17 protein-coding genes are annotated in these 14,684 nt (G+C 36.9%); 11 read left to right on the forward strand and 6 right to left on the reverse strand.

The window, feature by feature from the left end; all coding sequences use genetic code 11:
* Positions 1-29 precede the first annotated feature (29 nt).
* The 9 genes from H9Q20_RS09010 to H9Q20_RS09050 all read left to right on the forward strand — a co-directional run bounded on the left by H9Q20_RS09010 (position 30) and on the right by H9Q20_RS09050 (position 6,747).
* Complete coding sequence (locus H9Q20_RS09010; protein WP_187477543.1) at positions 30-863, forward strand: hypothetical protein; 834 nt, start codon at positions 30-32, stop codon at positions 861-863.
* 12 nt (positions 864-875) lie between these two features.
* The gene (locus H9Q20_RS09015; protein WP_187477544.1) at positions 876-1,703 is read left to right on the forward strand and encodes a hypothetical protein; all 828 of its coding nucleotides are present in this window, start codon (positions 876-878) and stop codon (positions 1,701-1,703) included.
* A gap of 38 nt (positions 1,704-1,741) precedes the next feature.
* Positions 1,742-2,704: a hypothetical protein gene (locus H9Q20_RS09020; RefSeq protein WP_187477545.1), complete on the forward strand. Its 963-nt coding sequence runs from the start codon at positions 1,742-1,744 to the stop codon at positions 2,702-2,704.
* A 194-nt stretch (positions 2,705-2,898) separates the two neighbouring features.
* On the forward strand, positions 2,899-3,297 hold the full coding sequence (locus H9Q20_RS09025; RefSeq protein WP_187477546.1) for a helix-turn-helix domain-containing protein: 399 nt from the start codon (positions 2,899-2,901) through the stop codon (positions 3,295-3,297).
* 49 nt (positions 3,298-3,346) lie between these two features.
* Positions 3,347-4,102: an SDR family oxidoreductase gene (locus tag H9Q20_RS09030; RefSeq protein WP_187477547.1), complete on the forward strand. Its 756-nt coding sequence runs from the start codon at positions 3,347-3,349 to the stop codon at positions 4,100-4,102.
* A 64-nt stretch (positions 4,103-4,166) separates the two neighbouring features.
* On the forward strand, positions 4,167-4,520 hold the full coding sequence (locus tag H9Q20_RS09035) for a DoxX family protein (RefSeq protein WP_262385500.1): 354 nt from the start codon (positions 4,167-4,169) through the stop codon (positions 4,518-4,520).
* Positions 4,521-4,524: 4 nt separating this feature from the next.
* Positions 4,525-4,971, forward strand: coding sequence for a hypothetical protein (locus H9Q20_RS09040; RefSeq protein WP_187477548.1), 447 nt, complete (start codon positions 4,525-4,527; stop codon positions 4,969-4,971).
* A 3-nt stretch (positions 4,972-4,974) separates the two neighbouring features.
* A complete protein-coding gene (locus H9Q20_RS09045) occupies positions 4,975-5,598 on the forward strand; it encodes a TMEM175 family protein (protein WP_187477549.1) in 624 nt (207 codons plus the stop codon).
* Between the two features lie 390 nt (positions 5,599-5,988).
* Entirely contained in the window at positions 5,989-6,747 is a 759-nt protein-coding gene (locus H9Q20_RS09050; RefSeq protein WP_124641184.1) for an exodeoxyribonuclease III, read from the forward strand.
* A 52-nt stretch (positions 6,748-6,799) separates the two neighbouring features.
* Here the strand turns inward: H9Q20_RS09050 and pyrF are convergent, their stop codons facing one another.
* The 6 genes from pyrF to H9Q20_RS09080 all read right to left on the reverse strand — a co-directional run bounded on the left by pyrF (position 6,800) and on the right by H9Q20_RS09080 (position 11,843).
* On the reverse strand, positions 6,800-8,161 hold the full coding sequence (gene pyrF, locus H9Q20_RS09055) for an orotidine-5'-phosphate decarboxylase (RefSeq protein ID WP_187477550.1): 1,362 nt from the start codon (positions 8,159-8,161) through the stop codon (positions 6,800-6,802).
* 93 nt (positions 8,162-8,254) lie between these two features.
* Positions 8,255-8,593, reverse strand: a complete 339-nt coding sequence (locus tag H9Q20_RS09060) for a YkvA family protein (protein ID WP_124641189.1) — start codon at positions 8,591-8,593, stop codon at positions 8,255-8,257.
* A 54-nt stretch (positions 8,594-8,647) separates the two neighbouring features.
* Complete coding sequence (locus tag H9Q20_RS09065; protein WP_187477551.1) at positions 8,648-9,187, reverse strand: TlpA family protein disulfide reductase; 540 nt, start codon at positions 9,185-9,187, stop codon at positions 8,648-8,650.
* A gap of 55 nt (positions 9,188-9,242) precedes the next feature.
* A complete protein-coding gene (locus tag H9Q20_RS09070; protein WP_124641193.1) occupies positions 9,243-9,803 on the reverse strand; it encodes a thioredoxin family protein in 561 nt (186 codons plus the stop codon).
* A gap of 30 nt (positions 9,804-9,833) precedes the next feature.
* A complete protein-coding gene (aroC, locus tag H9Q20_RS09075) occupies positions 9,834-10,898 on the reverse strand; it encodes a chorismate synthase (protein ID WP_124641195.1) in 1,065 nt (354 codons plus the stop codon).
* A gap of 12 nt (positions 10,899-10,910) precedes the next feature.
* Positions 10,911-11,843, reverse strand: a complete 933-nt coding sequence (locus H9Q20_RS09080) for an NAD(P)H-dependent glycerol-3-phosphate dehydrogenase (RefSeq protein ID WP_241154741.1) — start codon at positions 11,841-11,843, stop codon at positions 10,911-10,913.
* A 434-nt stretch (positions 11,844-12,277) separates the two neighbouring features.
* On the opposite strand from H9Q20_RS09080, the gene H9Q20_RS09085 reads away from it, so the two are divergent.
* On the forward strand, positions 12,278-13,138 hold the full coding sequence (locus H9Q20_RS09085) for a M23 family metallopeptidase (RefSeq protein ID WP_187477552.1): 861 nt from the start codon (positions 12,278-12,280) through the stop codon (positions 13,136-13,138).
* A 231-nt stretch (positions 13,139-13,369) separates the two neighbouring features.
* On the forward strand, positions 13,370-14,683 hold the full coding sequence (locus H9Q20_RS09090; protein WP_124641201.1) for a M16 family metallopeptidase: 1,314 nt from the start codon (positions 13,370-13,372) through the stop codon (positions 14,681-14,683).
* Position 14,684 lies beyond the last annotated feature (1 nt).

Raw genomic sequence — 14,684 nt, forward strand, 5'->3', positions numbered from 1 at the left:
TCCTTTTACAAATTAAATTAAATAACAAGATGAAAAAAATAGTATATATAGCAACATTATTGCTTTCTGCACTTGCCTTTGGACAAGTGGGGATTAATACAAGTAACCCATTGCAAATGTTCCATATAGATGGACAAAAAAATACGCCTGCAACAGGGGTAACAGGGCAGCAACAAAAAGACGATTTCGTAGTCACTAAAGATGGCAATGTAGGTGCAGGTTGGGCAACGCCTGCCGTAAGATTAGACCTAAGGTCGGCTTCTCCGGATGATGCTTTAGCCATAGGTTATACCACAAAAACAGCTACTGCTGCCGGCAAAGGGGCTATCAGATATGATGATACTTCGGGGGGTAAATTACAAGTTTCTAATGGCGTAGTGTGGCAGGATATTATTTCTACCCCACAAAAGGCTGAGGTGGTAGCAAGAATAAATGCGGGAAACAATACCATAAAAGTGCCCTACAACGCCCCAACTATCATTGCCGGATGGCAGGAAACTTCAGATGCTACTTCTAATTTTGATAATACTACAGGAGTTTTTACGGCACCTAGAGATGGGGTATATACGGTTTCCTTTACTTTTAACTTTGTGGAAGGGAGCTTCAATGCCAATAGTTATGTTGAATCTCAAATAATGAGAGGTAATACTCTTGCTGTAAAATGTCTAAAGACATGGGGGAAAGCAACAAGAAACGCCCAAGCAGGAGGTACTTGTGTAACCAGTATCGGGCTAAATGAAGGCGAAAAACTAAGCGTTCGTTTACTGCAAACCATTGATAATAACGCCAGGGGGCTTAGATCATCCACCGCGGTTACCAATCCTTTCTTTGGCTTTAATAACCTAACTATTGTTGAAAACTAAATACAGATTATTATGAAAAAATATATATTAACATTCCTCACGCTTGCACCAATGATAATAGTAGCACAAGTAGGAATAAGAACACAAAAGCCACAACAAATATTTCATATAGATGTAGCTACAAACAACCCAACAGATAATACCGCACCTTCTCCGGCACAAGCGGAAGATGATTTTGTAGTAACTAAAGACGGAAGAGTGGGTGTTGGGGTAATTAACCCTGCTGTACGCTTTGATATTAGAAGTAACAGCTCAGAAAATGCAATTGGTATTGGCACAACTGCTCAGACAGCAGCACAGGCAAAAGGAGGAGCTATACAATACCATGAGAGTGGTACCAGCTGGGGGCTATCTTATTCTGATGGTACCAATTGGCATTTCTTGCCTACTTCCTCGGTAAAAGCGTTGGTATATGCTGGTAAAAGTTCAGCTCAAACATTTGCTAATGGTACTATAGCAAATGTTACAAATTGGAACGTATTAATAGATAGAACCAACAGCTTTGATCCTACTACAGGAGTGTTTACAGCTCCTAATGATGGAGAATATATTGTTTCTGTCAATATTGTTACTCAGAGTGGTTCTATTAGTAACAATAGCAATACCGAAACTATCCTTACTTCTACCGCAACCAATGGTATCCCAGAGTTTAGATGTGTAAATGCCTATCCGGGATACGGTACTGGAACCGGAAGTAATAGAACCGGAAATAACTGTACGGCTATCTTCCAGCTAAAGAAGAATGAAACGATTAGACCTCGATTCTTACAGAACTTTAATAGTTCGATAAATTCTACAACGAATCAAGCGGATAATTCTATTACCATTACCCAACTTTAAAAAAAACAAAGATGAAATATTTAATTTTGGGAGCATCTTTGCTCTCTTTATCGATGATAAATGCACAACAAAATAATGTAGGCATTAATACCAAAACCCCACAAGGAGCTCTGCATATCGATCCACAAAAAAACACACCTGCTTCCGGAAGTACCGATAGTCAGACAAAGGATGACTTTATAGTAACCAATACCAATGGATGGGTAGGTATAGGTAACCTATCTCCTAAGGTTAGGGTAGATCTGCGTAATCCTGAAAACGACAACGCTTTAGCCGTTGGGGATACCAACCAAACTGCTGCAGCTGCAGGGAAAGGCGCGATACGCTATGTGGTTGATGGATTAACTGGGCATATAGAATATTCTAATGGCGTAGAGTGGGTAAGATTAAAAAATACACAAACTACAAAATCGGTAGTAATTGCGACTAAAACATCTCCTAAATCAGCAATGTACGAGGCGGGTGGTAATGCTTCTAGTCAAAATCCATCATGTACCATAGCTACTTCTATGTCAGGAAAATGTTATATTGATGGTATTCCCAACCGTACCTCTGCCTTTTTGACCGATTGGACTTCTAAAGTTGATAATAATGTGGGAGGTAGCTTTGATCCTACCACAGGAATATTTACAGCAAATAGAGAAGGTACATTTACCGCAACCTTTACCTTTGCAACAGAATCTGGTAAATTAAGGTCATATACAACCTATACTAACCAAATAGAAGCTATATGGAGAGTGTATAATGCCGCAGGCACAGAAATCAATTCGGTGAAGTGTGCCAATACTTTCCCTTCTGATAGTAGAGATGATAATAATACTTCTGGAAGTGTAAAAGTCGGATCTAGTTGTACAGCGAGTATTAAACTTAACCCGGGAGAATATATAAGACCTGCTTTATGGGTGGATTTGATATGGGATAACGATCCAGTACCTAATTATAACACGACACAATCTGGAGGTGCATCACTTTATAATAATTTAACTATTGTAGAGAATTAAGTTTGATATAAACAATTTTAAAAAAAATACATATATACTAAAGGCACTAAAAACTACCAAAGCCTTTGTAAACAAAGCTGCTCAAAAAATATGGGCAGTCTTTGTTATTAGAGATTTCGTCAACCGAAGAAGGGCTAACCATAAATAGTTTTTCAGAAAATCACAACTTTGTAATATTTTTTATTTTAAATTATATGAAACAAACAGAACAAGACATATTAAGCCGAAGCAAAGAAATTACTGAAAATTACTTTCAGTTTTTGGACAAACATATTGCAGATGTAATTTCAGGAAAGGCTGATGATTTTATGGAAATCAACCAAATTGCAAATGAATTATTTATCTCACATAAACATCTAACTGATATAGTTCAAAAAGAAACAGGAAATCATCCTTGTCATTTTTACGACCTTAAAATTCTTGAAGAAGCCAAAAGAATGCTTTCTGAAACAGATAAGTCGGTTTCTGAAATTGCAAAAATACTCACTTATGACCCTTCTAACTTTTCAAAATTCTTTAAGAAATTTGTAGGGCAAACTCCGGGACAATTCAGAAAAGAAAATAAAAATTCCGAAAAGTTCACCATGAAATAAATTTCATTTGTTGCCACCTTTGTCTTATTAACATTTAAAAACAAAAAAGATGGCAAGAAACGATTTAAACGGAAAAGTAGTTTTAATAGCAGGCGGTGCAAAGAATTTAGGCGGTTTATTAAGCCGTGATTTTGCTAAAAAAGGAGCAAAAGTTGCAATTCATTACAACAGCGATAGTACAAAAGCAGATGCTGAAAAAACATTGGCAGACATTACCAATGCAGGAGGAGAAGCATTTATATTTCAGGCAGATTTGACAAATGTAAAAAACATCACTAAACTTTTTGATGCCACAATCGAAAAATTTGGAGGTATTGACATTGCCATCAACACGGTGGGTAAAGTATTGAAAAAACCTTTTACTGACACCACAGAAGAAGATTATGACAGTATGAGTGACATCAACTCAAAAGTGGCTTACTTCTTCATTCAAGAAGCGGGTAAAAAACTGAATGATAATGGTAAAATTAATACTATTGTTACTTCATTATTGGCTGCATTTACTGGCTATTATTCGACCTATGCAGGAGCAAAAGCACCGGTTGAGCATTTTACCAGAGCAGCTTCTAAAGAATTTGGTTCTTGTGGAATTTCTGTTACAGCAGTTGCTCCGGGACCTATGGATACCCCTTTCTTCTACGGTCAAGAAAGTGATGATGCCGTAGCTTACCACAAACAAGCATCTGATTTAGGTGGTTTAACGAATATTAAAGACATAGCACCACTTGTAGAGTTTTTAGTAACTGATGGTTGGTGGATTACGGGACAAACCATTTTTGCAAATGGTGGATATACAACAAGATAAGTAAATATTTAATTTTTATAAAGGCAAATGACTGAGTTGTTTGCCTTTTATTTTAAAACCTAAAATGATGATCTTAAAAATAATAAACTCAATTTTAATCCTTGTTGCTGTGTTTATGGGAATAAAACACGGTTGGAATATGCTGACTGCAAAACCCGAAATGCTAGAAATGTTTGGGAAATGGAACTTCAGTAAAAATGCCGTAATGATAAACGGTGCAGTTACTTTGATTGCTTCATTGCTGATTTTATTTCCAAAAACTTTTGTTTGGGGAAACTTTCTGATGGCTGCAGGAATATTAATGATTATTTGTTTACAGTTATTGCAAAAAGACTTGAAAGGAGTAGCTATCGAAATTCCTTTTCTATTACTAAACTTAGTAATCATCTACTTGCAACATCCTTTGAAAACCAATTAAAATTATGAAAATATTAATACTGGTCATCTCTTGTTCGCTTTCGCTCACTGCTTGCGGACAACAACCGAAAAACAATCAACAACCGAAAAACAATCAAAATACGAAAACAATTAAAACAGAAAACAAAATGGACTTAACAAAATTAACGAACGAAAATGTAAAAAAAGCGATTGAAGCATTACAAGCTAACAACAAAAACGCTTGGTATTCTTATTTTACAGATGATGCTGCATTCACCGATGATGGACGAACACTTGATTTTAAATCTTTTTTTGACAATGCTTTTAACCACAAAGAAAAATTCTTAACCATAGATAAAGTAGAGAATGATGGAAAAGATATTTACGGAAATTTCTTTGCAGGACAGTGGGGGACTTTTCGAGTATATTTTAAATTTAGCCAAAATGCAGAAGGAAAATTCAATCGTTTAGACATTGGACAAACAAAATAAAGGATGAAAAATTCTTCATATAACAAAATTGCCGGTAAAGATACGGCCAGACTTATCGCTATTAGTGATGGTGTTTTTGCGGTGGCATTGACACTTTTAGTATTAGAAATTCGTGTTCCATTTTTGCAAAGTATTCAATCTGAACAGGATTTGATTAACGAATTTCTTACGCTTAAATCAAAATTTCTGGTGTATTTTCTTGCATTTATGACTACAGGGATTTTTTGGGTTGGACATTCTGCACAATACAAACACATCGAACAAAGCGACCGAAATCTGAATTGGATCAACCTTCTGTTTCTGCTCACTGTAACTTTTTTGCCTTTTACTACGGCATTTCTTGGAGATTATATGCATTTTAAATTCGCCATTGCGGTTTATTGGTTCAATATTTTTCTAATGGGATTAATGCTATATATCAATTGGATATATGCCTGTAAAAATAATTTGGTCAATACCGAAACCAAAGATTTGGTGGACAAACCTTTAAAGCAAAGAATTATTATTGCTCAAACATTGTATCTAATTGGAGCATTGTTGGGTTTCATCAATCCTTATCTTGGAATTGCAATGATTATTGCTGTTCAATTAAATTATGCGTTTGCCTTTTTTTTAGAGAAAAAGTGATTTTTTAAATTACGCTTTCTAAAAACCAAAAAATAGAATAACTGTCTATAAACCGAAAACTCAAATGGTTCAATATTGAAATTAAAGAATAAGAACGTCCAACCCTAAAATAAGTTGACCAAAAATTAGACACTTATTTTATACATTGGACATACAAAACAAACAATTCAGCTTAGGATGTTTAAAGTAAATTATTCTTAAAAACAAGTAAAAAACCAGATAAAACTTTTATGCAAGTAACTAATATTCAGTATATTAAATAAAAACAACTACGAATCTTCTATGCAAAAGGAATGCATGGATAGATAACTTGAATCCACCGAAAGTCGGAAGGAAGTCAAAAATTTTTTCCGACTTTTTTATCATAACTTATTTCTGTATTTTCGTCTTATGAAAATTATCTCTTACAATCTCAATGGCATTAGAGCTGCCATGACCAAAGACCTTACCGGATGGTTGCAATCCGAAAACCCCGATGTAGTAGGTGTGCAAGAAACCAAAGCCAGTCCCGAACAGATCGATACAAAAGCTTTGGAAGCGTTAGGATATTATTGCTATTGGTTTTCTGCACAAAAAAAAGGATACAGCGGCGTGGGGATCTTAACCAAACAAAAACCCAATCATATAGAATACGGTTGTGGCATTGAAGAATACGATGCCGAAGGCCGAATTATCCGAGCAGATTTTGATGATTTTTCCGTTCTTTCCGTTTATGTGCCATCGGCTTCCAACATCGAAAGATTGGATTTTAAACTCCAATTTGCAGAAGATTTCCTAAAATACATCAACACAATTCAAAAAGAAGTTCCGAATTTGATCATCTGTGGCGATTTTAATATCTGTCATGAAGAAATAGACATTCACAATCCCAAGGGTTTAAAAAATGTTTCCGGCTTCTTACCGATTGAGCGAGAGTGGATGACCAAATTTATGAAGGAATGCAATCTTACAGATTCTTTTAGAAACCAAAATCCAGGTGTACAGACTTTTTCATGGTGGAGTTACAGACAAAGTGCGAGAGCCAAGAATCTAGGTTGGCGATTGGATTATCATTTTGTGACCCAACCTCTATTGCCACGAGTGAAAAATGCTAGTATCCTGACCGATGTGGTCCATTCCGACCACTGTCCGGTAGTGATAGAAATATAAAAAAAGAGCTGTCCAAATGATGAGGACAGCTCTTTTTTATATGAAATACAGATTAAACCAATGACTTTTCATAAGCTTCCCAACCGGCTATTTTGTAGTGTAAAGCCGATTTTTCGATATCTGTAGATTTGTAGATGCCTCTGCCAACAATCATAAAATCGGTGTGCAAGTTTTTAAAAACATGTTCCGGTGTGTTGTATTGCTGACCTTTGCTATCTCCTTTGCTGTCCAAATTTACACCAGGTGTGAAAAGCAATAAATCTTCTGTGAGGGGTCTTTGAGAAACTCCTCCGAAAACATTCGGATGGCTAAGAGCAATTTTCAAAGCTTCGTCTTGGTAGTTTTGGTCGGTAAGTGTGCCTTTAGAAGACATTCCCAGTATGGCAACCACACCGACATTACGGAAGCAGTCCAAACTTTCGTAACCGCCAATGACTTGTGAGGTTACAAAGTCGGCCCATTCAGCAATTCTGTAGATTCCGTGGCTGAATTGCAATTCTTGGGTATTGCCGATGTCCGCAAACTTTCTATCTTCCATCAGCAAGAAATTGTGTTTTTCTGCCAAAGCTTTTAGTGGAAGTATGGTGGTTTCCATGTCAAAATCCGAAAGAATATCGATGTGGGTTTTTAGCGCAACAATATGCGGACCTACTTTTTCTGCCAAATCCAAAAGTTCTTTGGTGGTCAGTACATCCGCAGAAGCAATAAGGTTGGATTTTTTCTCAAGAGCAATAGAGATGATTTTTTTTGAAAGAGAATGTTCGGAAATTTCCATTTTTTTCTCGTAGCTCAATCTTTTTTTCTCTTCGAATTTCACCACATTACCCGCTAAGAAATCGTTGATTCTGCCGATTTCATCTTCTAAAAGATGACCTTCTTCTTGCAAAATACTGCATACTTCTTGTATGGTGAACAGGGTGTGTACACGATAACCTTTGCTTTCTAGCAATTCTTTACCGCCTTGTCCTCTGTCCAAGACCACAACAACATCAGAAACTTTTATGCCTTCGTTTTCAATTTCAGGGATGGTTTCCAAAAGGGATTTTCCTGAAGTAATCACATCTTCAACCAAAAGACAGTTCTGACCTTTTTGGAAAAGACCTTCAATTAATTTTTTTGTGCCGTATTGTTTGGCTTCTTTTCTTTTGATGATGAGGGGCAAATTGCTTTCAAGCGACATAGCGGTAGCCATAGGTAGTGCTGCATAAGGTACACCGCAGATTAAATCGAAATTGTCTAACGGCAACATGTTCAGCAAGTGATTGGCCAGGTTTTTAAGGATTTTTGGATCCGAAGCCAATGGTCTTAAATCTACATAAAATGGACTTTCTATACCGCTTTTTAAGGTGAATTGTCCAAACTTGATGATGCCGTGTTTGTAGCATTCTAAAAAGAATTCTTTTTTATTTTCCATTTCGATTTATTAGATTTTGCAAATTTAAGCAAATGATTTGTCTTTGTTGTGCTTAAATAAAAAAGTCGTCAGTTTTTTTCTGACGACTTTCGTTTATTCAACAATTTCAGCTTCTTTAATTTTTAGATCCGGATTCTTGTCGTTTTCCCACTCTTCAAAACGGTCGGCTTCTTTCATTAAAAAAGGGATGGCAAAGGCCAATAACGCAAGGTCATCCGCAATTCCAATGAGGGGGATCCAATCGGGAAGTACATCGATGGGAGATATGAGATATAAGAGAATGAGTCCCGGTACAAAGAGGTTTTTCTTGCCGGGTTTGTATCCACCTTTAGAAAAAATGGATTTTAACATTCTAATAATGATGGGCAGTTTCTGTAAAAACCCTTCATGCTTGATTGCTTCTCTAGCAATTTTGAATTTTGAATACTTCATTTTGTGTTTTGGTATCTTTTTTCTTTGCAAAGATAGACAAATTGTGTACCAATATTATTTTAAGAAGGTGTTAATTAAATCGTTGGCGTCTTTGTTATTCCAATCCTTTGATGCGTCTTCTTTGAAAAAGATCTTCCCATCCGTATTCAGTAACAATGTGGTCGGAAATGCTTTGGGTAATAGTGAGGCCGGAATTGGACTTTTGGCAATGTACACCGGTACACTGTACTTGTTTTCTTTCAAAAATTTTACAACATTTTCTTCCTGATCCTGCATGGCAATCAGTACAAAATCCAACTGACCTTTTTTGTTGTTGTACAAAGCTTGTATGGTGGGCCATTCTGTTCTGCATGGTGGGCACCATGTTCCCCAAAAATTTAGAAACAACTTTTTATTTCTGAAGTTTTTAAGGTTGGTATCCGGTGCATTGATTCCTTTTAGGTCGATGTCGTAATCCGCCTCGGAGAGCTTATTGATTTCTTCCACCGTCGCTGTTGGAGAAAGAGGAGAGTCCGAAGTACTTTGGTTAGCAATCCAATACAAGGCTCCTGAAATAACAATGCCTATAATGAAATAAAAGATGTACTTTTTCATACGATTTGTTTGTAATTAAAATAAAGGGAAGAACAAAGCTCTTCCCTTTGGGTAATTAGATAAGTTCTAAGATTTCTTGTATTGCATCTCGACCTCTGTTTTTTGCGTAATAAACTTGAAGATCGTTGTAAAACTCCTCTCTTGGGTAGCTTTCTGGATTTTCTTTGAATTTCTTTAACAATTCCAATCCGAATTTTGGTCTAGGTCCCCAAGATGCTTTTACGCTAAAATCTTCGTTCAAAATAAGAACTTTAGGGATGGATTGCGTTCCGTCGGTTAAAAATTGATCGATAAGGCTGGTGTCTTGGTCTCTAAGGAAGATTTTGCAGTCAGTACCACATGCTTCGAAAAAATTGTACAATGCCGGTACAGTTGCGCTGGCATCACCACACCAAGGCTCGGAGATGATCATGATTTTTCCATTGAAGTTTTTCGCTTTAAATGCCTCAGACAGGTCATCCTCAACTTTAAAAGTTTTCAAAGTACGATTCATTCTTTGTACACCAAGATTGTAGTATTCTTGTTTTTCGTCGCCTTCAATCGGATTTTTTACTCTTTCGTCTGCAATGTTGAAATATTCTTGAAAGTTTACGGTTTTGTCCCAGTAGTTTTTCATGTTGATTTTAAATTAGATTTATGTTGTTAATTATTTTATTTTTCTTGATTGGTTGATGAGGTACAAGTCGGCCAAAACAAAGGCTGCAAGGTTTTCTACAATTGGTACGGCTCTAGGTACTACACATGCATCGTGTCTTCCTTTTCCCTCAATAATTGTGGGATTGCCTTGGGCATCAAAACTTTCTTGCGCTGACAATAAGGTGGCTACCGGTTTGAAAGCCACTCGGAAATAGATGTCCATTCCGTTACTGATCCCACCTTGTATGCCTCCAGACAAATTGGTCTTGGTGCTAAAATCAGCATTGAAAAGATCGTTGTGGTCTTTGCCTGTCATTTTTGCGCCACAAAATCCACTTCCGTATTCAAATCCTTTGCAGGCATTGATGCTCAACATGGCATGTGCCAATTGGGCCTGTAGTTTTCCAAAAATAGGTTCGCCAATGCCGATCGGCACATTCTTAATCACGCAAGTAACGGTGCCTCCAATGGTATTGCCCTCTTTTTTAATCTCTTTTATCTTGGTCATCATTTTTTCTGCCGTTTCAGCATCCGGACAACGGACATCGTTGCTTTCGGTTTTGCTGAAGTCCAAATCCTGATAGGGTTTCACACAAAAAATATCACCAACAGAAGAAACATAGGCATTGATTTCTATTTCTTCCGGAAGGATGTGTTTGGCCAAAGCTCCGGCAACAACCCAGTTGGTGGTTTCCCTAGCTGATGATCTTCCGCCTCCGGCAAAATCTCGAATGCCAAATTTTTGCTGATAAGTAAAATCGGCATGCGAGGGACGAAATTGATCTTTAATGTGATCGTAGTCCTTGGATTTTTGATTTTCATTTTCAATGATGAATCCAATGCTTGTACCTGTTGATTTTTGATCCAAAATACCAGAAAGAAATTGGACGGTATCGCTTTCTTTTCTTTGAGTGACAAGAGCGGACTGTCCTGGTCTTCTTCTGTCCAATTGTCGTTGGATTTCTTCTAAATTTAATAAAATTCCAGATGGAAAATTGTGAACGATGCCGCCGATGGCTTTTCCATGGCTTTCTCCAAAAGTAGAGAGTTGAAGGTAGTTTCCAAGATTGAACATTGACGGGAAGGCTTAATTTAATTTGGTTACTAATTTAGAAAATGTTTTTTCGGCATCCTTGCCGTCGTACAATATTTTGTAAATGCTTTCGATGATTGGAGCATTTACATTTTTTTCTTTTGCTGTAAAGTAGATGCTGTCACAAGCGTAATAGCCCTCGGCAATTTGATTCATGGATTGCAAAGCCGATTTTACGGTGTAGCCTTTGCCGATGAGATTTCCCAGGTTTCTGTTTCTGGAAAAAAGCGAATAGGCAGTTACCAATAAATCACCAAGATAGGCGCTCTCATTCACATCCCTCGGGGCTTCATAAATGGCTTCAAGATAGGTTTCCATCTCACGGATAGCATTGGATACAAAAACGGCAATAAAATTGTCTCCATATCCCAAACCGCTAGCAATACCTGCTCCAATGGCATAAATGTTTTTGAGTATTGCGCTGTATTCGTTACCCAAAACATCTTTGGAACAGTGTACATTGATGAAGTCCGAAGAAAATAGTTTTAACAATTGATCGGCAACCTGATCTTCAACCGTAGCAATGGTCAGATAAGAAAGCCTTTCCATGGCGACTTCTTCGGCATGACAAGGGCCGGCAATCACGCCTTGGCATTTATAGCCAATACCAAATTGCTCTCTCAAATAATTGGCAACGACATCATTTACTTTCGGCACAATACCTTTAATGGCGGAGATGAAGATTTTGCCCTTGACATCCGCATTCATCTGATCTAAAGTGTCGGACAGATAGATGGAGGGAGTTGCCAAGACAACAATATCGCATTGCTTGACCAATTCGTTGATGTCTGTGGTGATATTTATTTTTTTTAAGTCGAAATGTACCGCCGTAAGGTAGGTGGGATTGTGCCCTTTTAGTTCTATGGCGCCTTTAACAAATTCATTTCGTACACACCAATGAACAACGGGTGCGTTCTCTACCAACATTTTTACAATTGCTGTTGCAAAGCTACCACTTCCTACAACGCCTACTACAGGTAGACTCGGGTTGATGTTTTTTGTTGTTTGCGTGTTAGAGGGATGCTTTTCAGTCTTTTTTGCCATGTCAAATTAAAATGACTACAAAGATAATGATATTTAAGTAGAATTGTTTAAATGTTAAAGTCTGTATCTTATGATATATTTTAGGTTGAGGAAAAGGTCGAATTGTAATGACTGTAATTGTTTTGTTTGTGTTTATAAGTATGTGTAAATTAATAGTTTATGGTGTTTGGAGATTATAAAGTTGTTTTTAAAGAAATCAGAATGATAATTAAATTGAATTGAAAACTTATTAAAATTATGTTAAATAAATTTTCTATTTCAGATATTATTATAATTTTGTCGCGTTTTTAGATAAAAAATAATTTAAAGAAAGGCTAATGAAAAGAATTTTGGTAAAAGTTAGAAAACCTAAAAATGCAACCTTGTTGTTCGGAATTTTTCTATCTGTAATCATCGGTCAGGCACTATTAATTGGGAAATTATTTGCAGAAAGAGACAATAAAAATTATGAAGTGAATTTGGTGAAAATCAATACAAAAAAAGACAGTATCGATTATTCCAAAATGAAAACAGACCTTCATTTAATCAACAATACGGTGCGATCTCTTCGTTCATTTTTAGCTTCTAAAAACATTGTAGATGCAAAAGTAGAGCAGTTGGCACAAGATAGTTTGGATAATTCTGTATATCTGGCCAAGCAAAGCAACAGATACAGCCAGTTTTTGGTGGACTTACAGAACAAACTTATGCAAGTGCCTTTGGGTGCACCAACGGACGGCAGGGTTTCTTCTAATTTCGGGAAGAGGGTTAATCCCATTCCTTTCAAAACCGTTTTAGCAACCGTTGGGACTCCGGTGACCAACTCGAATACGAGTAAAAGCGATAGCGCCATGACCAAAAAAGGAAGTGAAAAACCGGCGGTTCAGATGCAATTTCACAAAGGGATGGATTTTGCTGTGCCTTTTGGGAGTGATGTAAAATGTACCGCTGCAGGAAAAGTGGTGTTCTCCGGAACTAAAGGTGGGTACGGAAAATGTGTGATAGTCTCTCATGGAAATGGTTTAGCGACGCTCTACGGACATTTGTCTGAATTGTTGGTGCAAACCAACGATGAGGTAGAGGTAGGAACAGTTGTTGCAAAATCCGGAAATAGCGGACGATCTACAGGACCTCATTTGCATTATGAAGTGCATAAAAACGGAACTCCAATCAATCCAAAATTGTTTTTGAATTTATAAACGATTAAAAGATCTTTAAAGAAAGTACTTGGCATCCTTTGTTAGGTACCTTTTTTATTAAATTTTTAAAAGGATCAGGTGTTTTTAAGGAAGTTCTTTGCTGTGTTTCATGAATTTTGAAGTAGAAAGTTTTTGTTTTCTTAATTTTTTTAAGAGATTAAAAATTTTATCATAAAGGTTGTAACAAAATGGTTATTTTTGACACTTATTGTTAAAATTAATTTAGTCTATATGAAAAAAAGATTTCTATCTGCAGCAGCAGTGGCATTTTTCGGAATGATGCTCAATGCGCAGCAAATCAAATTCGAAGAGTACGACTTGCCAAATGGGCTTCATGTAATTCTTCATCAAGATAATTCAGCTCCGGTGGTAACTACCGGCGTAATGTACCATGTAGGTGCAAAAGATGAAGCAAAAGGAAGAACCGGTTTTGCACACTTCTTCGAGCATTTGCTTTTCGAAGGTACTCCTAACATCAAAAGAGGAGAATGGTTTAAGATTGTTTCGTCCAACGGAGGGTCCAACAATGCCAATACGACTAACGATAGAACTTATTACTTTGAAACTTTCCCGTCCAATAACCAACAATTGGGTCTGTGGATGGAAGCCGAAAGAATGAGACACGGAATTGTAAACCAAGTGGGTGTAGATACCCAAAGAGAGGTGGTGAAAGAAGAGAAAAGATTGAGAATGGACAACCAACCTTACGGAAATCTTCTGAACTCTATTTTGGCAAACTTATTCACCAACAGTCAGTATAGCTGGCCAACTATCGGGTCTATGGAAGATCTGAATGCGGCTAAGTTAGAAGAATTCCAAGCGTTCTACAAAAAATACTACATCCCGAACAACGCAACTTTGGTTGTTGCCGGAGATATCAAGCCTGAGCAAACAAAAAAATGGATTCAGGAGTATTACGGTTCTATTCCAAAAGGAGTAAAATCTACATTTACTTACATCCAAGATGCGCCAATTACCAAAGAAAAAGAAGTGACGGTTACGGATCCTAACATCCAATTGCCGGCTTATATTTTTGCGTACAGAATACCGGGCAACACCACCAGAGATTCTAAAGCTTTAGACATGCTTTCTGCGTATTTAAGCGGTGGTAAATCTTCTGTTTTGTTCAAAAAATTAGTAGATCAGGACAAGAAAGCGTTGCAAGTAGCAGCTCCAAGTATTGGTTTTGAAAAAGAAGGAGTATTTGCATTCTTCGCAATTCCAATGGGTACTACGCCAAAAGCAGATTTGCAAAAAGACATCGATGTTGAGGTGAAAAAAGTTCAAACCGATCTAATTTCTGAAGAAGACTATCAAAAACTTCAAAACCAGTTCGAAAATCAGTTTGTAAATGCCAATTCATCCATCCAAGGTATTGCCGATAACTTGGCAACCAATCATGTGTTGATGGGAGATACCAACTTGATCAATAAAGGAATTGATATCTATAGAGGAATTACCAGAGAAGATATTCGTGAGGTAGCTAAAAAATACCTGAATCCGAACCAGAGAGTAATCATCAATTATGTTCCTGAAAAAAAATAAT

Origin of the sequence: Amniculibacterium sp. G2-70 (assembly GCF_014353055.1) — a bacterium.
Classification (GTDB): Bacteria; Bacteroidota; Bacteroidia; order Flavobacteriales; family Weeksellaceae; genus Amniculibacterium; species Amniculibacterium aquaticum.

What these genes read in the sequence shown, in the direction of transcription:
- H9Q20_RS09045 (WP_187477549.1), top strand. Translation starts at nt 4,975, where the DNA reads ATGAAAAATTCTTCATATAACAAAATTGCCGGTAAAGATACGGCCAGA.
- H9Q20_RS09025 (WP_187477546.1), top strand. Translation starts at nt 2,899, where the DNA reads ATGAAACAAACAGAACAAGACATATTAAGCCGAAGCAAAGAAATTACT.
- pyrF (WP_187477550.1), bottom strand. Translation starts at nt 8,161, where the DNA reads ATGGAAAATAAAAAAGAATTCTTTTTAGAATGCTACAAACACGGCATC.
- H9Q20_RS09090 (WP_124641201.1), top strand. Translation starts at nt 13,370, where the DNA reads ATGAAAAAAAGATTTCTATCTGCAGCAGCAGTGGCATTTTTCGGAATG.
- H9Q20_RS09085 (WP_187477552.1), top strand. Translation starts at nt 12,278, where the DNA reads ATGAAAAGAATTTTGGTAAAAGTTAGAAAACCTAAAAATGCAACCTTG.
- H9Q20_RS09080 (WP_241154741.1), bottom strand. Translation starts at nt 11,843, where the DNA reads ATGTTGGTAGAGAACGCACCCGTTGTTCATTGGTGTGTACGAAATGAA.
- H9Q20_RS09035 (WP_262385500.1), top strand. Translation starts at nt 4,167, where the DNA reads ATGATGATCTTAAAAATAATAAACTCAATTTTAATCCTTGTTGCTGTG.
- H9Q20_RS09010 (WP_187477543.1), top strand. Translation starts at nt 30, where the DNA reads ATGAAAAAAATAGTATATATAGCAACATTATTGCTTTCTGCACTTGCC.
- H9Q20_RS09015 (WP_187477544.1), top strand. Translation starts at nt 876, where the DNA reads ATGAAAAAATATATATTAACATTCCTCACGCTTGCACCAATGATAATA.
- aroC (WP_124641195.1), bottom strand. Translation starts at nt 10,898, where the DNA reads ATGTTCAATCTTGGAAACTACCTTCAACTCTCTACTTTTGGAGAAAGC.
- H9Q20_RS09030 (WP_187477547.1), top strand. Translation starts at nt 3,347, where the DNA reads ATGGCAAGAAACGATTTAAACGGAAAAGTAGTTTTAATAGCAGGCGGT.
- H9Q20_RS09040 (WP_187477548.1), top strand. Translation starts at nt 4,525, where the DNA reads ATGAAAATATTAATACTGGTCATCTCTTGTTCGCTTTCGCTCACTGCT.
- H9Q20_RS09050 (WP_124641184.1), top strand. Translation starts at nt 5,989, where the DNA reads ATGAAAATTATCTCTTACAATCTCAATGGCATTAGAGCTGCCATGACC.
- H9Q20_RS09070 (WP_124641193.1), bottom strand. Translation starts at nt 9,803, where the DNA reads ATGAAAAACTACTGGGACAAAACCGTAAACTTTCAAGAATATTTCAAC.
- H9Q20_RS09060 (WP_124641189.1), bottom strand. Translation starts at nt 8,593, where the DNA reads ATGAAGTATTCAAAATTCAAAATTGCTAGAGAAGCAATCAAGCATGAA.
- H9Q20_RS09065 (WP_187477551.1), bottom strand. Translation starts at nt 9,187, where the DNA reads ATGAAAAAGTACATCTTTTATTTCATTATAGGCATTGTTATTTCAGGA.